At 37.7% G+C, this 25,737-nt stretch carries 20 protein-coding genes; 16 read left to right on the top strand and 4 right to left on the bottom strand.

The window, feature by feature from the left end:
* Window positions 1-6: 6 nt before the first annotated feature.
* Window positions 7-939 (top strand): gliding motility protein GldN, encoded by a 933-nt coding sequence (gldN, locus tag REI64_RS07330; RefSeq protein WP_308849461.1) that lies wholly within the window; start codon window positions 7-9, stop codon window positions 937-939.
* Window positions 940-1,066: 127 nt separating this feature from the next.
* Here the strand turns inward: gldN and uvrC are convergent, their stop codons facing one another.
* The 3 genes from uvrC to REI64_RS07315 all read right to left on the bottom strand — a co-directional run bounded on the left by uvrC (window position 1,067) and on the right by REI64_RS07315 (window position 8,707).
* Entirely contained in the window at window positions 1,067-2,881 is a 1,815-nt protein-coding gene (uvrC, locus tag REI64_RS07325; RefSeq protein ID WP_308849460.1) for an excinuclease ABC subunit UvrC, read from the bottom strand.
* Between the two features lie 533 nt (window positions 2,882-3,414).
* Complete coding sequence (locus tag REI64_RS07320; RefSeq protein WP_308849459.1) at window positions 3,415-5,667, bottom strand: transglycosylase domain-containing protein; 2,253 nt, start codon at window positions 5,665-5,667, stop codon at window positions 3,415-3,417.
* Window positions 5,657-8,707 (bottom strand): gliding motility protein, encoded by a 3,051-nt coding sequence (locus tag REI64_RS07315; protein ID WP_308849458.1) that lies wholly within the window; start codon window positions 8,705-8,707, stop codon window positions 5,657-5,659. The genes REI64_RS07320 and REI64_RS07315 overlap by 11 nt, the downstream gene beginning before the upstream one ends.
* 194 nt (window positions 8,708-8,901) lie before the next feature.
* Between REI64_RS07315 and REI64_RS07310 the strand changes: the two genes are divergently transcribed.
* The 13 genes from REI64_RS07310 (at window position 8,902) to REI64_RS07250 (ending at window position 20,189) form a co-directional block, all read left to right on the top strand.
* Window positions 8,902-9,129 (top strand): AtpZ/AtpI family protein, encoded by a 228-nt coding sequence (locus REI64_RS07310; RefSeq protein WP_308849457.1) that lies wholly within the window; start codon window positions 8,902-8,904, stop codon window positions 9,127-9,129.
* Window positions 9,130-9,172: 43 nt separating this feature from the next.
* Window positions 9,173-9,553 carry a hypothetical protein gene (locus REI64_RS07305; protein WP_308849456.1) on the top strand — a complete coding sequence of 127 codons (381 nt, stop codon included), beginning with the start codon at window positions 9,173-9,175 and terminating at the stop codon, window positions 9,551-9,553.
* Window positions 9,554-9,570: 17 nt separating this feature from the next.
* Complete coding sequence (atpB, locus tag REI64_RS07300) at window positions 9,571-10,749, top strand: F0F1 ATP synthase subunit A (RefSeq protein WP_308849455.1); 1,179 nt, start codon at window positions 9,571-9,573, stop codon at window positions 10,747-10,749.
* A 41-nt stretch (window positions 10,750-10,790) separates the two neighbouring features.
* Window positions 10,791-10,997 (top strand): ATP synthase F0 subunit C, encoded by a 207-nt coding sequence (gene atpE / locus REI64_RS07295; RefSeq protein WP_010601523.1) that lies wholly within the window; start codon window positions 10,791-10,793, stop codon window positions 10,995-10,997.
* 98 nt (window positions 10,998-11,095) lie between these two features.
* A complete protein-coding gene (locus REI64_RS07290) occupies window positions 11,096-11,590 on the top strand; it encodes a F0F1 ATP synthase subunit B (RefSeq protein ID WP_308849454.1) in 495 nt (164 codons plus the stop codon).
* Window positions 11,591-11,666: 76 nt separating this feature from the next.
* The gene (gene atpH / locus REI64_RS07285) at window positions 11,667-12,203 is read left to right on the top strand and encodes an ATP synthase F1 subunit delta (protein WP_308849453.1); all 537 of its coding nucleotides are present in this window, start codon (window positions 11,667-11,669) and stop codon (window positions 12,201-12,203) included.
* 99 nt (window positions 12,204-12,302) lie between these two features.
* Window positions 12,303-13,877 (top strand): F0F1 ATP synthase subunit alpha, encoded by a 1,575-nt coding sequence (atpA, locus tag REI64_RS07280; RefSeq protein ID WP_308849452.1) that lies wholly within the window; start codon window positions 12,303-12,305, stop codon window positions 13,875-13,877.
* A gap of 78 nt (window positions 13,878-13,955) precedes the next feature.
* The gene (gene atpG / locus REI64_RS07275) at window positions 13,956-14,837 is read left to right on the top strand and encodes an ATP synthase F1 subunit gamma (RefSeq protein WP_308849451.1); all 882 of its coding nucleotides are present in this window, start codon (window positions 13,956-13,958) and stop codon (window positions 14,835-14,837) included.
* A 190-nt stretch (window positions 14,838-15,027) separates the two neighbouring features.
* A complete protein-coding gene (locus REI64_RS07270; RefSeq protein ID WP_308849450.1) occupies window positions 15,028-16,155 on the top strand; it encodes an ATP-binding protein in 1,128 nt (375 codons plus the stop codon).
* 102 nt (window positions 16,156-16,257) lie between these two features.
* Window positions 16,258-17,031 carry a 5'-nucleotidase, lipoprotein e(P4) family gene (locus tag REI64_RS07265; RefSeq protein ID WP_308849449.1) on the top strand — a complete coding sequence of 258 codons (774 nt, stop codon included), beginning with the start codon at window positions 16,258-16,260 and terminating at the stop codon, window positions 17,029-17,031.
* Between the two features lie 62 nt (window positions 17,032-17,093).
* Complete coding sequence (locus REI64_RS07260) at window positions 17,094-17,306, top strand: hypothetical protein (RefSeq protein WP_308849448.1); 213 nt, start codon at window positions 17,094-17,096, stop codon at window positions 17,304-17,306.
* 237 nt (window positions 17,307-17,543) lie between these two features.
* Window positions 17,544-18,425 (top strand): DUF4349 domain-containing protein, encoded by an 882-nt coding sequence (locus REI64_RS07255; protein ID WP_308849447.1) that lies wholly within the window; start codon window positions 17,544-17,546, stop codon window positions 18,423-18,425.
* 309 nt (window positions 18,426-18,734) lie between these two features.
* Complete coding sequence (locus REI64_RS07250) at window positions 18,735-20,189, top strand: M28 family peptidase (protein ID WP_308849446.1); 1,455 nt, start codon at window positions 18,735-18,737, stop codon at window positions 20,187-20,189.
* A gap of 11 nt (window positions 20,190-20,200) precedes the next feature.
* Here the strand turns inward: REI64_RS07250 and REI64_RS07245 are convergent, their stop codons facing one another.
* Window positions 20,201-20,791, bottom strand: coding sequence for a sigma-70 family RNA polymerase sigma factor (locus REI64_RS07245; protein ID WP_308849445.1), 591 nt, complete (start codon window positions 20,789-20,791; stop codon window positions 20,201-20,203).
* 202 nt (window positions 20,792-20,993) lie between these two features.
* Between REI64_RS07245 and REI64_RS07240 the strand changes: the two genes are divergently transcribed.
* Both REI64_RS07240 and REI64_RS07235 read left to right on the top strand, forming a co-directional pair.
* Window positions 20,994-22,148: a FecR domain-containing protein gene (locus REI64_RS07240; protein ID WP_308849444.1), complete on the top strand. Its 1,155-nt coding sequence runs from the start codon at window positions 20,994-20,996 to the stop codon at window positions 22,146-22,148.
* Between the two features lie 220 nt (window positions 22,149-22,368).
* A complete protein-coding gene (locus REI64_RS07235) occupies window positions 22,369-25,731 on the top strand; it encodes a SusC/RagA family TonB-linked outer membrane protein (RefSeq protein ID WP_308849443.1) in 3,363 nt (1,120 codons plus the stop codon).
* Window positions 25,732-25,737 lie beyond the last annotated feature (6 nt).

The raw sequence follows: 25,737 nt of genomic DNA, 5'->3' as shown, positions 1-25,737 counted from the left end.
TTGAAAATGAAGAAGATTACGTTGTCGTTGGTTTTTGTAACTGCTGTTAGTATAGCTAGCTTTGCTCAAAATAGAGCAAATAATAAGCAAGGAACTACAACCGTTACTACAAAAAGCGCTACTACTAATGCGCAAAACGCTCCGAAAACAGATTCAGTAAAAACTGCAAAGAAAACACCAAAGGTGAAGCCTAAAGATGGCTACGCTATTGTGCGTGAACTAAGGGATACTGCAACTGAAAAGGCTTTCTTGCCTGTAATTAAGGATGAAGATGTAGTTTTCACCAAACGTGTGTGGAGAGATATCGACCTACGCGATACCATTAATGGTGTATTAAATTATCCGAAAGCTAGGTTGATAGATGTTTTGATTAACCACGTAAGAAATGAAGAGCTTACGGCTTATAACCCTAAAGATCCAAAAACTTTAGACGACGTAGACGGATTTGATTTTCCTTTAGATACTACTGAAGCATTAAGGTTAGCTAATGGCGTTGTGAACGTAACTAATAATAAGACAGGTACCGTTACGCAAGTAGCAGGCGAATTTAATCCATTATTATTTTTAAAGTATAGAATTAAAGAGGATTGGGTTTTTGATGGTAAAAGAGGTGTTTTTGAACCTCGTATCATTGCTTTAGCTCCTTTGAAACTTAACGATCAAACTAAGGAGTGGCAACCAGTTTTTTGGATTGCTTATGAAGAAGCAAGAGATGTTTTGGCTACTAAACGACTGTTCAATTCATTGAACGATTCTTCACCTTTAAGCATGGACGATTTCTTTATCCACAGACTTTTCTCTAGTCACATTGTAAAAGAAACTAATGCGGGAGATTATAAGGTGAAAGATTTGATCACAGACCCAAGGCAACGTTTGTTGGAGAGTGAGCGTATCAAAAAGAAAATGGCTGATATGGAGCAAGGTCTTTGGGAGTATTAAAAGCCCCACCCAACCCTTCCCAAAGAGAAGGGCTAGTATAACGCATAGAAAAGAGCAAATCGATAAGGTTTGCTCTTTTTTAGTTTATTAGAAATTGGGTTTTATAGGACATGAAGGCAAAGCCCCTTTAGGGGTTTGGGGTTTCTGTGTCATTAAAGTAATTCTGCAGCGTAAGCATCTGCTTTTTATTAAGCAGTTTAGCTAATTCTTCCGCACTAGCTTCTTTAATTTTCTTTACAGATTTAAAGTGTTTCAACAGCTTGTCGGCAGTGTTTTTTCCAATACCTGCTATTTCTTCTAGTTCGGTCTTAAGCGTGCCTTGATCACGTTTTTTACGGTGAAAAGTAATCCCGAAACGATGGGCTTCATCCCTTAAATGTTGAATAATTTTTAAGGTTTCTGATTTTTTATCTAGGTATAAAGGCAAACTATCTCCTGGATAATATAATTCTTCCAATCTTTTGGCAATACCAATTACCGTCACTTTCTTATCGATGCCCAATTTCTTTAAGCTGCTTAACGCAGATGAAAGCTGACCTTTACCGCCGTCAATGATAATTAACTGAGGTAACGGCTGGTTTTCGTCCAACATTCGTTTATATCGCCTATAAACGGCTTCTTGCATGGTAGCAAAGTCGTTAGGTCCTTCAACTGTTTTTACGTTAAAGTGGCGATAATCCTTTTTGCTAGGTTTGGCATCCCTAAATACAACAATGGCCGAAACAGGGTATTTTCCCTGAAAGTTAGAGTTATCAAAGCATTCGATATGATAAGGCAGTTGCGTAAGCCTTAAATCGTTTTTTATTTGAGTTAAAACACGCTCTGTTTTTAGTTCTGGATTTAGCTTTTCATATTGGTTTAGCTTTTCCTTTTTAAAGAATAACACATTCTTTTGAGATAGTTCTAGCAGGGCCTTCTTTTCACCGAGTTTTGGTACAGTAAGTTTAATGTTAGTGTCTTCTAAAGGGATTTCAAATGGAACAACGATCTCTCTGGAAGTACTCTTGAACCTGTTTCTAAACTCTGCAATGGCAATAGAAAGTAGCTCTTCGTCACTTTCGTCCAGTCGTTTTTTAATCTCGATGGTTTGCGTTTGGATGATAGCACCGTTCATTACCTTCAGGTAGTTCACAAAGGCATAACGCTCATCACTGGCAATGCTTACCACATCAATATTAGTAATGGCGCTGCTTACTACAGTAGACTTACTTTGATACTTTTCTAGCACAGTCAATTTTTTCTGATAACTGTGTGCCAGCTCAAAGTTCAGCTCTTCTGCAGCGGTCTTTACTACCTGTTTTACATCTTTAATTACATTGCCTATTTTACCGTTAAGGATGTCTTTAATCTCAGCAATGTTCTGTTCGTAATCTTCCCAACTTTGTAGGTTTTGGCACGGACCTTTACAATTACCAATTTGATATTCTAGGCATACTTTGAACTTGCCTGCGTTAATGTTTTCCTTAGTTAAAGGCAGGTTGCAGGTGCGTAAAGTATAGGTTTCTTTAATTAAATCTAAGATGGTGTGCATCATCCCTACAGACGCGTAAGGGCCTAGGTAGGTAGAACCATCTTTAATCATCCTTCTGGTGGAAAAAACTCGCGGAAATGGTTCTTTTTTAATGACAATCCAAGGGTAGGTCTTGTCATCCTTTAGCATAATATTGTAACGAGGTTGATGCTTTTTGATCAAGCTATTTTCCAACAGCCAAGCATCAATTTCAGTATCAACAATGGTAAACTGTATACGTCTGATTTTAGAAACCAACACTCTAGTTTTACCATTCAGCTGCCTGTCTTGTACAAAATACGAGCTTACCCGGTTACGTAAATCCTTCGCTTTTCCAATGTAAATTAATGTATCGTCTACATCAAAATATTGGTAAACACCAGGTTTATGTGGGATATCTTTTAACGCTTTTTTATAATCGAAACTGCTCATATCTGCGTGTAAATTTACATAAAAAACCGTAACTGGTTTAAGGGTTGGCTATTTCAGCGGCCACTTAAACCTTAAAATGGAACCGAAGACTACGGATACATCGGCACTACCTGTTCCGATTGTTCGGAAGGTTCGTCCTGCAATAGTAAAACGCATTAAGAAAGGGTATGCTGTATTTCGGTCTGGAGACCTTGGTTTTTAAGCTAGATTTAAGTGATCTTTCAGAACAGCTAAACCAGAAGGGGCACGTTCAATGTCATTGAGTTAAGGGAAATCCGTAGGATTTTAATGTTTATAGCCCCAGAATTATTGTCGATTTTGTTCGACCCCATCGGGGTCGAATGTTGTTTCGCCTATTTTTTCTATAAATATTTGACCTCTTGGAGGTCACCTAAAAATCCTTAGCTTAACGGCATTGAGCGTACGCCTGTGCCGTGTGGAAAAGCATTTAAAAAATAGGAGATGTTTTGTTAAAATTAGACCCCGGAGCTTTTAAACTACGGGGTCTGTCTGATCATATTGTTCTAAATGGATTAAAATCCGAGTTTCTTGTCTAATTCAGTAGTAGTATTCTGCTCTTGTTGCTGATACTGGTTACAGTCGTAAATAATGTTAACACCACTAGCAGGTGGTTCGAAATCGGTTTTGCCAATTTTAAGGTTCGGGTTGGCATAAATACGCTTCATAAAGCCTGCATACACAGGTAAGGCTGAGTTGGCACCTTCTCCGTAACTGGTACTTGTGAAGTGAAAAGCACGGTCTTCACAACCTGTCCAAACACCTGCCACTAAATCTGGTGTAATGGCCATAAACCAACCATCAGAGTTGTTTTGCGTTGTGCCTGTTTTCCCTCCAATTGGGCCATTTACTTTGTATTTGTAACTTAAGCGGGAACCTGTTCCACCAGTAACTACGCCACGCAACATTCGGGTCATCACATACGCAACTTCTTCGTTCATAGCTACTTTAATAATTGGTCTACTTTCGTAAAGTACTACGCCGTTTTTATCTTCTATTTTAGTGATAAAGTTAGGTTGTGTCCAAGCACCTTTGTTTGCAAAAACGCCATAGGCACCCACCATATCATAAATAGAAGCATCGAAAGTTCCTAAAGCAATTGAGGGCACAGCTGGGACATCGCTTGTGATGCCCATCTTTTTAATCTCATTTGCTACGGCAACCGGACCAACCTGTTTCATCAAGAAAGCTACAATATAGTTTTGTGAATAAGCTAAACCTTTTTGTAAGGTAATTTCTCCTGGCAGTGGTGTGCCCGAGTTACGAGGCGTCCAATCTGGGCTGCCAGGGTTAGAGATAGTTACAGGCTCATTTAGTACTTTATAGCAAGGGGAATAACCGTTTTCTATAGCTACTGCATAGGTAAACGGTTTAGCCGTAGAACCAACTTGTCTTTTACCCATTTTCACCTGATCGTATTTAAAGTGTTCGAAATTGATGCCACCCACCCAAGCTTTAACGTCACCAGATTTTGGATCCATCGCCATCATCGCATTGCGTAACAACAATTTATAATATCTCACCGAGTCGATAGGTTTCATCAAGGTATCGATGTTGCCTTTCCATGTGAATATCGATAGCCTTGTTGGCGTATTAAAGTCGGTGGTAATTTCTTCATCAGATTTCCCCTCCAATTTTAACGACTTGTACCTGTCAGATCTTTTTACTCCCTGTTCTATTAACTGGTCTTTACCTTTAAAGGGATTTCTACCTTTCCAGCTGTTGGTAAACTGGGCTTGCAGCGTTTTCATGTACTCCTTTTGTGCCTCTTCGGCGTAAACCTGCATGTCGTAGTTAATCGTAGTATAGATTTTCAATCCATCTCTATCTAAATCATAAGGTGTACCATCGGCTTTATTGATAGATCTTTCTTCTAAAATTTTCCTTACCTCTGTTTTAAGTACAGCTCTAAAATATGGTGCAATACCGTCGTTATTTGTAGCCGCGTTAAAGCGTAGGTTAAGCGGTTTTTCTTTCTCGCCAGCAAATTCGTCTTCAGTAATATAGCCTTCTTTCACCATCAAAGCCATCACGGTATTTCTTCTATCTAAAGAACGCTCCGGGTTTTTGGTAGGCGAATAACGTGTGATACCTTTTTGCAAACCGATAAGCACCGCTGCTTGTGGCACAGTTAATTTATCTGGTGTAGTGTTGAAATAAACCCTAGCCGCAGATTTGATGCCGTAAGCGTTATTTCCGAAATCAACTGTGTTTAAATACATGGTAATGATTTCTTCTTTGGTATAGTTTCGCTCTAATTTAATGGCAATTACCCATTCCTGAAATTTTTGGATAATACGTTTGAGGAAGTTTTTTGCTCTTCCTTCTTCAGAGAAGAGATTAAGCGCCAACTGTTGCGTAATAGTACTTCCTCCTTGTTTTTTGCCTACCATGGCATAAAAGAAAATGGTAAACGTACGTTTAAAATCGATACCAGAATGCGAACGGAAGCGAATATCTTCAGTAGCGATTAAAGCGTTGATAACATTTGGAGAAATTTGGCTATAATTTACGTTAGATCTGTTTTTAACGAAGTAGGTGCCCAATACCTTGCCATCTTCGGAAATTACCTCTGTAGCTTCGTTGCTTTTTGGATGTTCAATTGCCCTAAACGATGGTATTTCTCCAAATACGCCAAAGCCAATCATTACAATAAAAATAGCGAAGGCTAGAATACCTACTATTAATAATTTCCAAATTCGCCAGTTATATTTTCTGATTAATTCTGGAGGTAGTGATTGTTGATTTACTCTGTTCCTATAGTTCATTGCTATTGATATATCTAATGTACCTTTCTAAAGTATCACGATTGGTAATCTTCTCTAGGTTTTCTTTGCTGATTGCAAAAATAGTATAATTAGCGGCAGGTACTTTCATAATTCTGCCTAATTGTGGCTTAATTGCTTGTTCGTACTGTTTTACATCGTTTATACTTGTAAAATCGCCAACAATAACCAGTTGATCTTCGGCTAATTCCCTAAGTTGGTGGCGTAAATTGCTGCCAGAATAATTGCCTCGATTAAATTGTCCGATACCAAAACGAGAAGAACTTAAGTTTAAGCTTGCAGAATTTACCGCCACAATTACATAATAATTACTTGATGAAGCCGGATTAAACAACGTTTCTTTCACAGGCTCTGGTTTTACAACGGGTGGCGTAACTACAGAATCAATTTTGGCGACAGGCGGAACAATTACGCTGTCTTTTTTCGCTACTATTGGTGGTGCTACAATTACCGAATCTTTTTTCGGTTCAATAGGCTTTGCTACGATTACGCTATCTTTTTTTACTTCTACTGGTGGTTTTGCTACAATAACGGAATCTTTTTTCGGTTCAGTAGGCTTCGTTACAATTACACTATCCTTTTTAACTTCTACAACAGGAGTCTTAACTTCTGGTTTTGGCTCAACCTTTGGCTTTTCTTCTATTGGTTTTTGCTCCACAGGTTTTTCTGCTGGTCGTTGAGCTACATAAGTAGATTTTTTTCCAGTTGGATCTAACACATTGGCAATGATTGGCTCATTTAACCTGATGCTTGTTTTATTTTCGGCAAATGGAATTTCATAAGGATCGTAACTTGGCAAGGCTATTTTCCTCTTTTTGAACTCGATTAAATGAGCATTAATGTATAGCAAATGCTGATCTACAAGTGGCTTAATCAGTCTATCTGTTTTGTGCTTTTCAGAAATTTGCTGAAATGCAGTGATCAATTGATCCACATGTTCTGTTCTTCCAACGGCGATGGCTTTTAAATAATCATACTGAGGTTCCATCGTATTGCCTGGAAAACGTTGGTTAATCTCGTTTGTTCCAGCTATTACTTCCTTAAATGCTCTATTCTGCAATTTGTCGAATAACCCTTCGTAAGCATTGTTCAAAGTAGCTTCCAATTGATTTTGCTTCATCGAGAAGTTAGGATCTAAAATAGTTTTCGCAAAAACTGAACTAGGATATTTGCTAAGCACTAGATTTTTGTACTCGTTAGATTTGGCATTGTCAGTACCTTGATAGGCCAAATACAAACTGTAATAGATCATGTCTAATTTCCCATTATTTGGAAATCTTTTTAGCAGAGCTTGATATGTTTTAATTACCTCGGGTTTGTCATTTAGCACCTGCTGATAGAAACTACCCATGTCTAAATAAGCAGCAATAATTTTTTGGTTCGATTTTTCCAGCAACGCAGGTGTAGTTGGTAACGAATCTAGGTAAGATACTACGGATACTGATGATTGGGGTGTTTCTGGAGAAGCCGCATCGGGATCATTGGGCATTGCACCAATATCTACAGTTCCTGCAGCCAATTGCTCTTGTTGGCTTTGCGATGGCGATTTAGCACTTTGCCTCCAGTTTGGCGCTAGCTTTCTGTTGCCCCAACGCTTTTTAAATTCATTATATCCTCTGCTTATTGCTGTTGAGTTCGCAAAATAGAAGGACCCCGTGTTTCTATTTCCAAAAGTAGAATTATTGCTACGTGTACTTGCTGATCCAGCATCATTAATGCTCGAATTATTGTTTCGATTTTCATCTTTGATCGCAAAATAATTGCTCAGCGCTTTTTCCCTTTCTGTAGCTGGCAATAATGCAATTCGTTGTAAAGTATCTTGTAGGCTAATCGTTTCGTATCGCTGCTGAAGGTAAGCCAAGTTTTGCGCCTTATTAGCAATGGTATTGTACAGCGGATGTGTTTTAGGTAATGATAAGGCAGTACTATCGTAATAAAGTTTTGCAGTTACGTAATCACTAAAATGCTTGAAGTTCAGATCGGCAATTTTTAAATAAGAAAGTGCTTTTTGAACGTTGTTTGCAGTGCTGTTTCTAACCGAAAGATTGTAATACTCTTCTGCCTTGCCAAAATCCTCGCCAGCATAATAATCTTCAGCTATTTCATAATAAATCTGATCTTTGAAATCGAAGTTTTTATCGTCTTTCAGCATTCTGGTAAGCGCAGCCTTACGGTCAAATTCCTTACCACTCAGTTGCTCGGTAATCCTAATTCCGCTTAACTTCGCATTAAAATACATGTCAAAAGGGGCATTGCTTTTTTCTACCTTACGGTACGCTGCCAAGCTTTTCTCGTATTGCTTTTCACTTTCGTACAGTTGCGCCAAAGTATAAGTCCACCTTATTCTATTTAAAGAAGTAGGACCAGCTTTTAGCGCTCGCTCTAAATATACTATCGCCTCTTTATCATTCTCTTTAATGATATTCATCTGGGCTAAAGTTGCTAAGGGCTCCGATTTGTGGCGTTTAACCGAATCCAGTTCAATAACCATTGTATCTAACACCTTTTCTGCGGCAGCAATATCATCTAGTTCTATTAAACTTCGTGCCTTCCAATTAAGGGCGTTTAAATAGGTTTTGTGATCTTTCTGATAAGCATTAGCTACATAATCGAAATAAGCATTGGCATTATAGTACTTGCCTTGGTAAAAATTGGTTTTACCTAAAAGGATGTAGGCATCGTCAATATAATTACTAAAGTTTTTCTCGGCAATAATTGTTCTCGCCTTTTGTTCAATTTCATCAAGTTCCTTTACTTTTGTGCCAGCATTGTTTACATCCGCTATTGCAGGTGCGTGATAAGGAGGAAGAAAGTTGTCAAAATTGTCTTTTCTGCTTTGGTTTACGCCTTCTAAATATTCATCTAACAAAACATTAGAATTATAAATAAGGTTATATCTTGCGGATAGATTTTGGAGCTTTCTATTTGCAGCAGTATCCCTTTGGGACGAGCAGCCATAGATAAATGCCAGCAATAAGCTGAACAAAGCCGTTTGATAGATGTTTTTACTGTAGGTGTTCAAGTGGTTTTCAGTTATTTATATATAACAATATATCTGCAAAAATATTTTATTCGGCAATATAATCTTAATATTTCCTCTATAAAAACATATTTTCAATGGAAGAGGAGAGATCGATAAGTTGCTTTTGATATGTAATTCCGTTCTTCTATTGTATAAGAAAGCAATTTATCTAAGTTTGAACTATAATTTACCAAATGTTGGAAGAAGAAAACAATAAGCCGTTGAATAAACGTGCCTCTAATTACATTAAATATACTGGAGTTGCCTTTCAGATGTTGGCTACAATTGTTGTATTTACATTTATAGGCTATAAAATAGATGAGCATTATAAAAATGATAATTTCATCATTACTGCCATTTTAGGAATTGTTGGTGTGGGGGCATCGCTTTATCAAGTGGTACGTTCTCTTAATAAAAACTAGCCTATTGCTAGGTATTTACCTACCTTTGTGAAAAAACAACAGCGTGGGATTAGGAAAATTTATTGTTAGCTATTTATTATATACGCTTTTACTAGCAGGCATATCTATTGCCATCAAACATTTTTTTCCAGAGGCAATTGCGGGCCAATTTTGGCTGGTATTTGGCTTTCTGGCAGGACTAACGCTGATTGCCTATATTTTGGCTGATATTGGGATCAAAAGAAATCCTCAAATTGGTGTTTTTGCAATTTTAGGCTCGGTAATTATCAAGATGTTATTTGCCATGTCTTTTGTGCTGATTTACAGCTTAAAACAAACCAAGGGCGATATGGCTTTTGCCCTCAATTTTTTTTCTTTATATTTATTGTTCACCCTCTTTGAAATATTAGGTTTGTTACGTAACTTGCGCCACCAAAATAAATAGTAAAAATCTGCGAGTAAATGGATTATAACCGAGTTTTTGTGTCAAAAGTTAAGAGGCTAATTGTTGTTTTTACGCTTTTTTCTGCGTTTTTAGGATTTAACACTACTGCTTTTGCGCAAGTTGATAGCGTAGCTGCTCATGGTCACGAAGCTGCTGCTCCAGTGGCACATGGTGATGAGCACGGAAAAGAGGAAAAAGGCTTCGATATTACTTCTTTTATTTTCCATCACATTAGCGATAGTCACTTCTTTACAATTTTCGGTCACGGTGATCACGGTGTAACGCTGCACTTGCCAATTATCCTTTGGACAGACAACGGTTTGGTAACCTTTAGTTCATCTGCTTTTCAATTTGATGATGCTGGTAAAGTTGTGGTAGAGAAAAACGGACAACGTTTTGCTATTGCTCATAATAAAATTTACTATGCAAATGCTACGGCAGATGCACATGGTTCTTATGTTTCTCATGTAACAGATGAGAAAGGTGAAGCGTATGTAACCAACGCTCGTCCTTTAGATTTTTCAATCACTAAAAACGTATTCAGTATGTTGTTGTCAATTATCGTATTGGTAATTGTATTTACAACAGTTGCTGCTGGTTACAAGAAAAGAGCTGGTAAAGCTCCAAAAGGAATTCAATCTTTTTTAGAGCCGATTATCCTTTTTGTACGTGATGATATTGCTAGACCAAACTTAGGTCATAAGTATGCGGCTTTCATGCCTTATTTGTTATCTGTGTTTTTCTTTATCTGGTTAAACAATATGTTAGGTTTGGTTCCTTTCTTCCCGGGAGGTGCTAACGTAACTGGTAACATTGCTTTAACGGTGGTTTTAGCGGCTGCTACTTTCTTAATTACAACTTTTAAAGCAAATAAATATTACTGGGGACACATTTTAAACCCTCCAGTGCCTTGGTGGTTAAAACCATTGATGATCCCTGTAGAGATTTTCGGTATGTTTACAAAGCCTATCGCTCTAGCTATTCGTTTGTTCGCAAACATTACAGCGGGTCACATTTTGGTAATGTCGCTACTATGCTTGATTTTCATCTTTAACTCTTACGCTGTTGCACCTGCTTCAATTTTCTTTGCAGTGTTCATTGGCTTAATTGAGTTCTTGGTAGCATTTATTCAAGCGTTTATATTCACTATTCTTTCTGCCCTGTTTATTGGTATGGCAGTAGAAGAGCACCATTAATTAGAACATAATTGTTAAACAATAATAAATAAATCAGAAAAATGACTGGAACATTAGCTGCAATCGGCGCAGGCTTAGCTGCAATTGGCGCTGGATTAGGTATCGGTAAAATCGGTGGATCTGCAATGGAATCTATTGCTCGTCAACCAGAAGCCGCTTCAAAAATTCAAACTGCTATGCTTATCGCTGCTGCCTTCATCGAGGCTGTTGCGTTATTCGCAGTAGTAGTTTCTTTGATCGCAAAATAATCAAAGAGAAATTTTTAAATAAGCACCTTTTCGGGGTTGCCGCTAAGGTGCTTGTTTAAAGAAAGTTTAACATTAAAAGATATTATTAATTATATAAGATGGATTTATTAATTCCTGAAGTTGGTCTGTTAGTTTGGAATACTATTGCGTTTTTAGTATTAGTGTTTTTGTTAGGCAAATTCGCTTGGAAACCAATCATGAAAGGTATCCACGATCGTGAGCAAAGCATTGATGAGGCTTTAAACAAAGCTGAATTAGCTAGACAAGAAATGGCTCGTTTAAGTGCTCAAAATGAGGATTTGATGAAGCAAGCTCGTGAAGAACGTGACCAAATCTTGAAAGAAGCTAAATCTTTAAAAGATAGCATTGTGAACGAAGCTAAAAATCAAGCTCAAGCAGAAGGTGCTAAATTAATTGAGAAAGCTCGTATCGAAATCGAGAACCAAAAGAAAGCTGCTTTGGCAGAATTAAAAGGTCAGGTTTCTGCTTTGTCTTTAGATATTGCTGAGCGTGTTTTACGTACGCAGTTAGATGATAAAGCTAAGCAACAAGAGTTGGTTAACAATTTGTTAAAAGACGTTGAATTAAATTAAAAGTCTTGCGATAGGCGATAAGCGATAAGCGTTTTGAACGCCATACGCAATGCGCCCAACGCTAAACGAAAAATATATGTCAAGTAAAGCAGGAGCTAGGTACGCAAAATCATTGTTAGATCTTTCTAAAGAGCAAAACGCTGTAGAGGAAGTGAAGAATGATATGGTGTTTTTTGAAAAGATAGTAGACGATAATTCTGAGTTGGAAGCTATCCTTAAAAACCCTATTGTGCCTTTGGATAAAAAGCAAGGTATTTTGCAAGGGATTTTTGGAGGTAAAGTACACGCCATTACCGCTAGTTTCTTTAAACTGGTAGTAAGCAAAGGTCGTAGTTCTATCTTGTATGATACATCGGAGCAATTTATTGCACAATACAATGCTATTAAAGGTATTGTTACTGCAGAGGTAACTTCGGCAGGTGAACTAACTGAGGCTAATAGGGCAGAAGTGGTTGCATTAGTGAAGAAAGAATTAGCTGCTAGTGAGGTTGTATTAAAAGAAAAAGTAGATCCAGCATTAATTGGTGGCTTTATCTTGAAAGTTGGCGATAAGCAATTTGATGCCAGCATTGCAAGTGGTTTAACAAAGTTGAAAAAGGAATTTGCGCAATAGAAGTATTGCGTATTGCGATGAGCGAATTGCGATAAAACGCCAAACGCTTAACGCCAAACAATAAACATTTACAAAAAGATATCAAAATAACATAAAATTATGGTAGAGGTAAGACCAGACGAAGTTTCGGCAATTATCAGACAGCAATTGGCCGGCTTCAAATCAGAAGCTGAACTTGAAGAAGTTGGTACTGTATTGCAAGTGGGCGATGGTATTGCTCGTGTTTACGGCTTAACTAAAGTTCAAAGTGGTGAGCTTGTTGAGTTTGCAAACGGTTTGCAAGGAATTGTATTAAACCTTGAAGAAGATAACGTGGGTGTGGTATTATTGGGCCCATCTGATGAGATCAAAGAAGGTGATACCATTAAACGTACTAAGAAAATTGCTTCGATTAAAGTTGGCGAAGGTATGCTTGGTCGTGTAGTAAACACATTAGGTGAGCCAATTGATGGTAAAGGACCTATCGCTGGTGCTACTTACGAAATGCCTTTAGAGCGTAAAGCTCCTGGGGTAATCTATCGTCAGCCAGTAAACGAGCCGTTGCAAACTGGTATCAAAGCTATTGATGCGATGATTCCAATTGGTCGTGGTCAGCGTGAGTTGGTTATTGGTGACCGTCAAATTGGTAAAACTGCGGTTTGTATCGATACGATCATCAACCAAAAAGAATTTTATGAGGCTGGTCAGCCAGTTTTCTGTATCTATGTTGCTTGCGGACAGAAAGCAAGTACCGTAGCAAATATTGTACGTACTTTAGAAGAGAATGGTGCAATGCCATATACAGTAGTTGTTTCTGCATCTGCGGCTGAGCCTGCTCCATTACAGTTCTACTCTCCGTTTGCGGGTGCTGCAATTGGTGAGTTCTTCCGTGATACTGGACGTCCAGCTTTAATTGTTTATGATGATTTATCTAAACAAGCTGTGGCTTACCGTGAGGTTTCTTTATTATTGAAACGTCCTCCAGGTCGTGAGGCTTATCCAGGTGACGTATTCTACTTACACAGTCGTTTGTTAGAAAGAGCTGCGAAAATCAACGCTAACGATGATATCGCTAGAAACATGAACGATTTGCCAGAGTCTATCAAAGGTATCGTTAAAGGTGGTGGTTCATTAACTGCATTGCCAATTATCGAAACTCAAGCTGGTGACGTTTCTGCATATATCCCTACTAACGTAATTTCGATTACTGATGGTCAGATCTTCTTAGAGTCTAACTTGTTTAACTCTGGTATCCGTCCGGCAATTAACGTAGGTATCTCGGTATCACGTGTAGGTGGTAACGCACAAATTAAATCAATGAAAAAAGTTGCTGGTACTTTAAAGTTAGACCAAGCACAATACCGTGAGTTAGAGGCTTTCTCTAAATTCGGTTCTGATTTAGATGCTGCTACTAAATCTGTACTTGATAAAGGTGCTCGTAACGTAGAAATGTTGAAACAAGCTCAATTCTCTCCATTTACAGTAGAGAAACAAGTAGCTATTGTTTACGCTGGTACTAAAAACTTGATGCGTAGCGTACCTACAAGCAAAGTGAAAGAATTTGAAAACGACTACTTACAAGCATTAGAATTGCGTCATCCAGAAACTTTAGCAGCATTAAAAGCTGGTAAATTTGATGACACAATTACAGGTGTATTGGAAACTGTAGCAAAAGAAATTTCAAGTAAATACTAAAATTTAGTATTGAGAACAGCGTATTGCGTATTGAGAAATCAGCCGCAATACGCAATACTCATTACACTATACTAAAAGATGGCCAATTTAAAAGAAGTAAGAAATCGTATTGCCTCTGTGCAGTCAACTCAGCAGATTACCAAAGCAATGAAAATGGTATCGGCAGCGAAGTTGAAGCGTGCTACTAATGCAATCATTCAATTACGTCCTTATGCAACCAAGTTGAAAGAGATTTTAGGAAATCTTTCTGCGAGTTTAGAAGGTTCTACCTCTCCGTTTACTGACGAAAGAGTGCCTAATAAAGTGTTGATTGTTGCTGTATCTTCTAACAGAGGATTAGCTGGTGCTTTTAACATGAACGTGATTAAGGCCACAAATAACTTAATTGCCGAAAAATATAGCGAGCAGCTTAAAAATGGTAATGTAAGTATCGTTTCTATTGGAAAGAAAACTCAAGATTTTTACGAGAAACGTAATTACAAAGTAATAGGTAATAATAACGATGTTTACCAAGCACTTACTTTCGAAAATGTAACTAAAATTACCGAGGCTATTATGGCTGGTTTCGAAAAAGGCGAGTTTGACAAGGTAGAGTTGGTGTACAATCAGTTTAAAAATGCTGCTGTACAAATTATCACTACCGAGCAATTGTTGCCATTGCCTAAAACAGAAGGAGTGGTAGAAGTTAAGGCTTCTAATGTTGATTATATTTTAGAGCCAAATCAAGAAGAGATTGTTTCTCAATTGATCCCTAAGTCAATCAAAATTCAGCTGTATAAAGCGGTATTAGATTCTCATGCTTCTGAGCATGGTGCTCGTATGACTTCAATGGATAAAGCAACTGAAAATGCTGGTGATTTATTGAAAGCATTGAAATTGTCTTATAACCAAGCACGTCAGGCGGCAATTACAACTGAGTTAACTGAGATTGTAAGTGGTGCGGCTGCATTGAATGGGTAAACCCCTAAATCCCCTAAAGGGGACTTGAAAAATACTGACCCTTATCGTTTTTCGGTAAGGGTTTTTTAATGTGTTGATTTTTTTAAATCCAAAATTATTATGTTTTTTTTGGATTGTAATCCAAAATTATTATGTTTTTTTTGGATTGTAATCCAAAATTATTATACTTTTGTATGTTAGATGATTTAAAATGATTGTAAGGAAACAGCTAGAATATGCCATGGCACGCCTTTTTAAGGGCAAAGCTTTTATTGTATTTGGCCCTAGGCAAACTGGTAAAACTACATTTGTAGAACAATTATTGGCTAAGGTTAATAAAAAAACATTATTCCTTAATGGCGATGATGCCGATGTAAGAGATAGTTTAGCTAAACCAAATGCAGCACAATTAGCGCAGTTGCTTGAAGGTTTCGAAATACTTTTTATAGATGAAGCCCAACGTATTAACGAGGTTGGATTGCTCATCAAGATTATTGTAGATAGGTTTAAGCATGTACAAGTGATAGCGACGGGTTCATCAGCATTTGAACTGGTTGGAAAAATCAATGAGCCGTTAACAGGACGTAAGTACGAAATGATGCTGTTGCCTTTTTCTTATGCAGAACTCGTTGAAGAGACGGATTTTTTAACCGAAGACCGTTTATTGGAGCAGAGACTACGATATGGTTCTTACCCAGAAGTAATTAATGATATGCCAAATGCCGAAGAACATTTGAAGTTATTAGCAGATAGTTATTTGTATAAAGATTTATTTGCTTTGGAGGATGTTAAGAAACCATTACTTTTTGAAAAGATAGTGAAGGCTTTGGCACTACAAGTAGGCAGTGAAGTTAATTTTTCGGAACTGGCGCAGTTGGTAAAAGCAGACCAAAAAACAGTTGAGCGTTACATTGATTTGTTGGAAAAAACATTTGTGATTTTTTCTTTACCGGCATTTTCTGGGAATGTGCGTAATGAAATCAAAAAAGGAAGGAAAATTTATTTTTACGATACTGGAATAATCAACGCCATTACCAGAAATTTTAATTCAATGTCAAATAGAAATGATGTGGGAGCTCTTTTCGAAAATTATATGATTTCGGAAAGGATAAAGTATCTACATCAAAATCAGATAGAAGCGAAATGCTTTTTTTGGCGCACCACACAACAACAAGAGATAGATTATATTGAACAGCAGGGAGATAAACTATTTGTTGTAGAATTTAAATGGAACGAAAATAAAAAGGCAAAAATTCCTGTGACATTTACACAAGCGTATCAAAACATAACAAGTATGTTTGTTTCAAAAGTTGATAGGGGTTTGTTCTTGAAATCATAGTTTTTGTAAACCAAAATTATTTCAAATTGACTATCAATTCATTTGAATATAGGTATGGGTTTTAATATTTAACTTTATACTTTTGAATTTTATTTATCAGGTATGAAATTTAGATTTTTAATCGTCGCCTTGTTGGCTATTCCCACTTTAGCTTCAGCACAGAAAGTAAAGCCAGAAAGAGATTGGACAAATGCCGTGTTATGGCAACAATATAGTGGCGAGTACAGAGCTTTGGCTTTTCAAGCTTATAACTTCGCTCGGCTATCCTTAAAAGAGGCCTTATGGGAAAACCAAAATGGTAAACCTAACTGCATTATTGTAGATGCTGATGAAACCATTATAGATAATTCACGGTTTCAAGGCTACGAAATTCAGCATGGTGTGAGTTATGTGCCTGCACACTGGACCGAATGGACTGCTAAAGCAATGGCTGATACCGTACCGGGCGCTTTGTCTTTTTTGAAATTTGCTGCTAGTAAAAACGTAGAAACTTTCTATGTAACCAATCGTGATGAGGCAGATAGAAAAGGTACTGTAGAGAATTTAAAACGCTTGGGGTTCCCTAATGTGGATGAAGCACATATTTTGTTGAAAAGTACCACATCTGATAAGCAGGAACGTAGAAATAAGATATTGGAGAAATACAATGTATTGTTACTTTGTGGCGATAATTTGAGTGATTTTTCTAACGTTTTCTATCGTGAAGGAAAGGATACCAAAGAGCAAGTTGATGCGCACCAACATCTATTCGGTACTAAATTTATCGTGCTGCCTAATCCTATGTACGGCGATTGGGAAAAGCTACTTTACAAAGAAGGAAAGTTTGACGAGCAGGAGAGAGCAAAACAACGTTTAGAAAAGCTGAAAAGTTATTAAAACATAGTGGTTTTTCTCAAAGAAATACTATTTTTGCCACAACAAAATAAAAATTAGAAAACATGGATGCTAAAGAAAGAGAAAACAGCATGAAAACAGCCAATAATTCGGCTATCTATTCTTCACTTGCTTTATGGACAGTAGTTACTGTAATTGGCGTATTTTTACGTTTCGTTATCGATACTGTATTGTTTTCGTACATATCTTGGGCAATTTTGGCGGTAGGTTTCATCATGTGCTGTGTAACTGCCTTCAAAATTTTGAACGCAAAATAATTTAATCAAATTATAAAAGAAAAATCCCTTTGCAGTTAGTTGTGAAGGGATTTTTTTATGCTTAAGGATTTTGAAATTGCCGATTGAAAACCGTCAACTGAAAACTGTCATGGGTTACCTTAAACGATTTTTAGCATTAAGCATAAAACCTCTATACAAATTGTCTTCCTTAAGGAATTAGCATGCTTAAGACAATGTTGTTAAGGATGAGTTTACAACTTAAAAACCTTTAACAAGATGATGAAAAGACATTTTGCCATTGTGGCTTTGGCCGCAATCATATTTGCTGGCTGTAATGCCGAACATAAAGCTGAAAACGTAGACTATGCTTCTACCGACACCATCACTGCTGAAGCTATTGCTAATGGAGAATTAGTAGAAAAAATGACCAAAACTGCTGATATGCGGTTTAGAGTGAAAGATGTGCAACGCACCAAAGAAGATTTAAGTACTACCATCAAAAAGCAAGGCGGTTTGGTGATGGAGTTCAACATCAACAGTACTATTCGAAATTCGGAGAAAGTTAGATTTAGTGCTGATTCCTTAAAAGAAATTACTTCATATAGAACGGATGGTTACATGGTTGCTCGTGTTCCATCAGATCAACTGGATAATTTTACTAATCAGGTTGCTGGCATGGCTGTTTTCGTAGATAATCAATCGCTAAAGATGGAAGACAAGAGTATGGATTACCTAGAAAACAAGCTGAAGGCTGAAAATAGGATAGAAGCGGTGGAACGAATCAACAAAGTTGCTACAAAGAAAAGCGCCAATGTAGAAACTTCGCTTAATATCAAAGATGATTATGTGGATAGAAAAATTGAGAATTTGAGCATCGACAAACGAGTGAAGTACAGCACTATTTCTTTAAGCTTCTATCAAGACAATACCATTAAAACGATGATTGTAGCTAATGACAATATCTACGATTACAAACCAGATTTCTTTAGAAGGCTAGGCTTAAACTTAGTTGATGGCTGGATGTATTTCAAAGAGTTTATTTTGTTTTTATCTAGATTGTGGATGTTCGTTTTGGCTGGTGTAGTTGCTTTCTTTGTGATTAGATATTATGCCAAGAAACAAAGTGAAAAAACTTTTTTACCGCCGCCAAGTAATTAAAGGTATCTTTCTAGATAGATTGCTTCGCAAAGCTCGCAATGACGCTCGTGGTTTCGTCATTGCGAGGAGGAACGACGAAGCAATCTTACAATGAATGCTATCAAACCAAGTAATTAAGATAGGTGCTCGTCATCTCGAACGCAACGCATTGAAGCCGAGAACCTGGCTCTACAAAGTAAAATCTTTGAATTGAACTTAAAAGATTTCTCCACAAGGTCGAAATGACGAAAGTGATTGTAAAATTTAAACTATACAGATTAGTTCCTGCGTTAAATTGCTAACTTCAATCTAGCTAAACTATAACCATAAATGAAGAAACTAATCCTTTCCGCTGCGCTTGTTACCTTGATGCTAAATGTAAAAGCTCAAGACAATTTTTCGGAAGCATTTAAACAGATCAATACTGAAGTTCAATCTAACTCTCAAGCATATCAAAACTTAAAAGAGTCTACCGAAAAAATTGGACATCGTTTAACAGGCTCTGCAAACGGTGCAAAGGCAGAAGAACAAGCTTACAATCTCTTCAAATCTTATGGTTTTGATGTAAGATATCAACCATTTGAAGTAGAAAGTTGGGATAGAAAAACTTTGGCGGTAAAGATTGGAGGTGATAAGGGAAATTTATCTACTGTTAAAGCGGTAACCTTAGCGCATTCGCCGGTAAAAGCAAATGTAACAGGAGAATTGGTAGATGTTGGTAATGGCTTAGAAGTGGATTATCAGCCTCTAAAGGAAAAAGTTAAAGGCAAAATTGCATTGATTTACTTAGGTGTGCTGCCAGGTTCTCCTACTGGAACAGCTTCTTTACATCGTTCAGAAAAAACTGCCATCGCCACTAAATACGGTGCAATTGGGGTAGTTATCATTAACAAAGTTGAAGGCGGTGTATTGCTTACTGGAACAGCTTCGGTAACTGGAAAGTTAATTCCAATTCCTGCAGTATGTATTGGTTTGGAAGACGGTATGGCTTTAAAGGAAAAACTAAAATCAGCATCGCAATTTGCACAGATCGATATGACCAATTTCTCGGGAATGATTAAGGCCAGAAACGTAATTGCTACACTAAAAGGCACAGCCTTGCCTAACGAAAAAATTGTAGTTGGCGGTCACTTAGATAGCTGGGATTTAGCTACTGGCGCTATCGATAATGGCATAGGCTCTTTTTCAATCATCGATATGGCTAGAACCTTCAAAAAACTGAAATTACAAACCAAACGTACGGTAGAGTTTGTGATGTTTATGGGTGAGGAGCAAGGCTTATTAGGCTCAAAAGCTTATGTTGCGCAAGGTTTGAAAGACAAAACCATAAATCAGGTGCGTTTTATGCTCAACTACGATATGAACAACGACCAAAAAGGTTATGCCGCAACCAGAAAAGAAATGGAGCCTTTGTTTAAGAGCTGGGGTGCAGAAGTGATGAAAATTGATACAGGTTTTAAAAATCTATTCCACGCTGGTGCCGGATTACACAGCGACCATCAGCCGTTTATGTTAGAGGGCATTCCTACTGGAACTGGAGCTGGCAGTAAATTGCCTAATAACTCGGGTCCTTTTTACCATTCGGATGGCGATGGCTTCCATTTGGTAGACGAGCAAGGATTAAAAAATACAGTACGTTATTCTTCAATGTTAATTTACGCTTTAGCAAATACACCAAAAATTCCTGTCAACAGATTTTCTGATGCAGAACTGAAAGCATTCTTAGAAAGCCAGAAATTAAAAGAGCCACTAAAAATAGCTGGCGAATGGAAGTGGGGAGATTAATCTCCCCATTCTTATGTAAATGTAATTAATGCAATTGCCAACGCTATTGAAGCGATATCTAAATTAGAACTTCTAATATGCTTTAATGCAATGGTAATCTGATTTTCTACTGAACGTTTAGAGATGCAAAACCTTTCAGCAATTTCATCGTTGCTTAGATTTTCCATTCTACTCAGCCAAAAAATTTCTTTGCAACGCTTAGGTAGGGGAGAAAGATAACTGCTAATCTGGTTTTGGAAATCGTGATAACTTAATTTTAGCTCGCCGCTGTTTTGGGTAGCAGCATCGTCATACAGCAAATAGCTATCTGTGTACTCTACTAAGGTTTTCTTTTTAGCCTTAACTTCCTTAAAAACATGATAACGTGCGGTAGCGTGAATGTATTTAGCAAAACTCTCGATTGTTAAGTGCGCCCTGCGTTTCCACAGTACCACAAACACGTCCTGCACCACTCGTTCAGCAATTTCTGCATCATTAATATAGTGCAAAACGGTAGCGTAGAGCTTTTTCCAATAACGATTGTATAAGGTATTGAATGCCTTATCATCGCTATTTTGAACAGCAATCCACAAAACCTCGTCACTTTGCTGGCATTCGGACATTTTAGGGCTATATATTTCGTTGGTTAAGTTAAAATTAAATATTTACTCCTGATAATCAAAAATCTAAGTTCAACAAAATTATATGCGGCATGTTAATTTGATGTGAAACTAAAGTAAAGTTGCAATAATTTAAAAAAAATTAAATTTTGATGTGTGTTGCCTCCAATTAAATACCTCTATATAATAAAGACCAACACAATTTATGACGTCAGAAGAATACATCAAACTCTACCAAAAATTTTTAGAAGGTAAATGCAATGCTGATGAAGTAAGACAACTGTTTGATTATAAGGATGATTTTAAGTTGGTGTCGGTAAAAGAAGAGCTTGGAGATGAAGAACTAAAAGCTAAAATACAGTCGCGTATACAAGACGAGCTACATCCAGTAAGGAAGCGCTCCGTAAAAATGTGGTATGCTTATGCGGCAGCTGCTATCATTTTGGTTACTGCTGGTTTGTTTTTCTTCGCTAATAATTATAATTCGCAACCATCTGTAAGTGATAAAACGTTAGCGAATGCCGATGGCAAGTCTATTGATGCAAATTCTAATGCACCGATACTTACATTGGCAGACGGTTCTACCATTGCGCTAGATGAAAAAGGTAGCGGCTTGCTTACCAACGAAGCAGGTACCGAAATACGAAAAGTTACCAATGGCGAATTAGCCTACGATACTCCTGAACAATTAGCTAACAACACCAATTCGTTAAATAAAATCTCTATCCCTAGGGGAAGCACCTATAAAGTTACCCTTGCCGATGGCACCAAAGTTTGGTTAAATGCTGCTTCATCTCTAAGCTATCCATCAGCGTTTAACGGCTCAGAAAGAGTGGTTTCTCTAGTTGGAGAAGCATATTTTGAAGTAGCAAAGAATGCTAAAAAACCTTTCAAAGTAAAAATGAACGATACTGAAGTGCAAGTGCTTGGTACTCATTTTAATATCTCGGCTTATGAGGATGATAATGATATTAAAACTACGCTTATGGAAGGGTCCGTGAAATTAAGGCATTTGGGTACAGAAAAATTATTAGTGCCGGGGCAACAGGCCATTGCTAAAGAACAGTCATCAGACATTTTGATAAAAAAAGCAGGAGCGCAAGAAGTGTTGGCTTGGAAAAATGGTTATTTCTTATTTAAGGATAACAGCATTAGAGAAGTAATGAGCCAAGTAGCACGGTGGTACAAATTACAGGTAGTTTATCAAGATAAAATTGATGGTAAACACTTCGGAGGTATTTACGATAAATCTAAAAAATTAGAAGAGCTATTGAAAGGCTTGGAAGCTACTGGTTTAGTTAGATTTAAAGTAGAAGAAGGAAATTCGTCAGAAGAAAGGAGGGTAGTCGTTATGGAGTAAAATCTACAATGATTGCCTGAAAAAAAGAACCCTGAAACGTTCGCAGCGTCCCAGGGCAATTAAGTCAGGATAAATCGAATTGATATCGCAACCATTAAAATTTAAACCTAACATTCAAATGTATAAAAAAATTACTGCATTCAGTTGCAGCAGGAACCGCCTTGTTTATTCGAAAATTTTTCGTGCCATGAAACTAATAGTGGTCATAATCCTTGCCTCGATGCTACAAGTGAGCGCATCAAGCTATGCTCAAATCAGTCTTAAGACAAAAGACGTAGCCATAGAAGAGGTGTTTATTAGTATCAGACAACAAAGCGGATACGATTTTCTTTACAATGCAGATTTGCTAAAGAAAGTTAAGCCAGTTTCTATCGGGGTTAAAAATGCATCTATTACCGATGTGATGGATAAACTGTTAGAGAACGAGCCACTCACTTACGTAATTAACGGTAAAACAGTTACCTTAAAAAGCAAGCCTTACCAAGAAATTCAAATTAGGGGCAAGGTTACAGACGACAAAGGGGTAGGCATACAGGGCGTTAACGTAAGAATTAAAGGTAGACCTGGAGGAGCTACATCGGATCAAGAAGGGGCATTCAGCATTCGAGTGCCTGATACAAAGAGTATTCTGGTATTTTCATTTATAGGTTTTGTTACCCAAGAAGTAGCTGTAGGCACAAAAACTAATTTTAATATTACACTTTTAGAACAGCAGCAAGACCTAAATCAGATAGTGGTTACGGCGCTTGGTATAAAACGCGAAGAACGTGCATTAGGTTATGCCGTTACCAAGATTGATAGCAACCAGCTTACCGATGCGCCTTCTGGCAACTGGTTAGACGCTCTTTCTGGAAAGGTTGCCGGTTTAAATATGGTTCGCTCGAACGGCGGTCCGGCAGGTTCAAATAAGATTATCTTAAGGGGTGAGAACAATTTAACTGGAGATAACGAGGCTTTAGTAGTTGTTGACGGTGTGGTGATAAGCACTGGTAGTGGAAGACGTACGGCCACAGGAGGTTCTGCAGCGGCTCCTTCTGACGGAATACAGCCTACTGATTTCGGAAGTGGAATTAACGATATCAATCCAGAAGATATTGAAAGTGTTACGGTGTTGAAAGGGCCGGGAGCATCTGCTTTGTACGGACAGCGTGGTGCCAATGGTGCTATCATCATCACCACTAAATCGGGAAGTGTTAAGCGTAAATTTGGCGTAACAGTGACATCAAATGGTGCAATGGAAAGTGCTAATCGTTGGCCAGATTTACAGTACGAATACGGACTTGGATTAAATGGTGCAGCTACTTATAGCTATGGTGCCAACAACACCAGTTTATCTTGGGGGCCTAGATTTAACGGACAATCGTTCATTCAATATGATCCCGTAACGCAGGCAGCTGCAACAACGCCTACACCTTGGGTACCTTATGTTAACCAGGCAAGGGAATTTTTCGAAACTGGGAAAACTTTTACTAATTCTATCAGTTTAGACGGAAATATCAAGAAAAATACTACTTATCGTGTATCTGCATCGCATGGAGATAACGAGTGGATTATCCCAAACACGGGTTACAAACGTACAAACTTGTCTTTTTCTGCCAACACCAAAATTACGCCAAAGTTAAATCTATCTGTAAAAGCAAACTACACCAACAGACGAAGCGATAACTTACCTGGCATGGGTTATGGTAACCAATCGGTGATGTATTGGTATGTGTTTTGGTTGCCCAACGCAGACATCAATTGGTTAAGGAATTACTGGGTTAACGGTAAAGAGTTTAGAGAATTGAAGGATATTTTCACTACTTCTCCAGAAAATCCTTATGCTATTTCTTATGAATTTATAAATGGTTCTAAACGTGATGGAATTACAGCAAACGCACAGCTAAATTACAGTTTTACCAAAGAATTAAGTTTGCAATTGAGAGCAACAATTGATCAAACTGACGATAAACGTGAGCAAAAAAGACCGTGGACAGCTGCACGTTTTGCAACAGGCTCTTATCGTACACAAGATATCGAATCGAGAGAGTATACTGGAGATTTCTTGTTGAAATATGATAAAAAGCTTAATAAAGATTTTAATGTTACCGCTTCTGTAGGTGGCAGTATGTTAAAAAATAGATATTATAAAAACGAAGTTAGGGCTGACGGTTTAACAGAGCCTAATGTCTACACTTTAGAAAATGCTGCAAATCAACTGGTTTATGTACCGGATACAGCTCGCTTCTCTATCAATAGTTTTTATGGATTATTGTCTACATCTTACAAAAACTATTTATACTTAGATATAACTGCTCGTAACGATTGGAACAGTACTTTAGCTACACCTTTCCGTACAGATAATGTTGGATTTTTCTATCCATCGGCTAATTTGAGTTTTATTGCTTCTGATTATTTCAAATTGCCAAAAACCATCAGCTTTGCTAAATTGAGATTGTCAGCTTCGCAAGTGGGTAGCGGTGGTACAACACCATATCGTACGGCTTATTTATATGGTTTAGCTTCTAACGGAACTTATCCAAATGGTTCGTTGCAAAATCCAACTACAATTCCTAATCCGGATCTTAAGCCATTAAAAACAACCACCTACGAGATTGGTGCAGATGTGAAGTTGTTTAAAAATCGTTTAGGATTTGACCTTGCTTATTACACTGGTAAAACCAGAAACCAGATCTTAGAACGTATTGTGGATAGATCTTCGGGCTTTACCCGACAAATTATTAATGCTGGGCAAGTGAATAATTCAGGCGTTGAGTTGGCCATTAATGCAACTCCTGTAAATGTTAGTAAAGGATTTAAATGGACTACGTTCATGACTTTCTCTACTAACAAAAACAAAATAGTTGCATTGGCTAATAACGACACAACAGTGTTATTACGTTCTAGCGCAGTAGGTGGCGCTCAAATTGTAGCTAAAGTTGGCGGCAGTATGGGCGATATGTATGGTATTGGTTATGAGCGATCTCCTGACGGACAAGTGGTTTATAACGATGCAGGCTTACCAAAATTAACCACTACACCAGTTTATTTGGGCAATAGTATTCCAAAATATAGGGGCAGTATTGGCAACGAATTTAAGTATAAGCAATTTCGATTGAATGTGTTGTTTGATGCTCAAAAGGGTGGTGTAGCACATTCTTATACGCATGGTAGGTTGGCCGATTTCGGGAAACTTTCAGTAACGCTTCCTGGTAGGTACAGCGGTATTATTGGCAACGGTGTAGTACAAAATGCTGATGGTTCGTACAGTCCAAATACGATTATTGCAAAAGACATTACCACTTTTTACAGTAACATGTTAGGTACAGCAAATGCCGAGGGAGCCACTTACAAAACAGATTTCATAAAACTTAGGGAAGCTAGAATAGATTACACCATCCCAAGTTCGGTAACCAAATCTTTGCGAATATCTAGGGCTACCATCGGTGTATACGGACGTAACCTATTCATTTGGTCAACATGGCCGGTTTTCGATCCTGAATTTGGAACACTTAGCGGAACCGACATTGTACAAGGTTTTGAGGTAGGACAATTCCCATCAACCAGAACCTATGGGTTTAATTTAGTGGTAAGCATTAATTAAGGAAAA

It is taken from the genome of Pedobacter sp., assembly GCF_031119335.1.
Classification (GTDB): domain Bacteria; phylum Bacteroidota; class Bacteroidia; order Sphingobacteriales; family Sphingobacteriaceae; genus Pedobacter.
The sequence above is the reverse complement of the archived record's forward strand: the minus strand, read 5'-3'. Positions and strand labels throughout refer to the sequence as shown.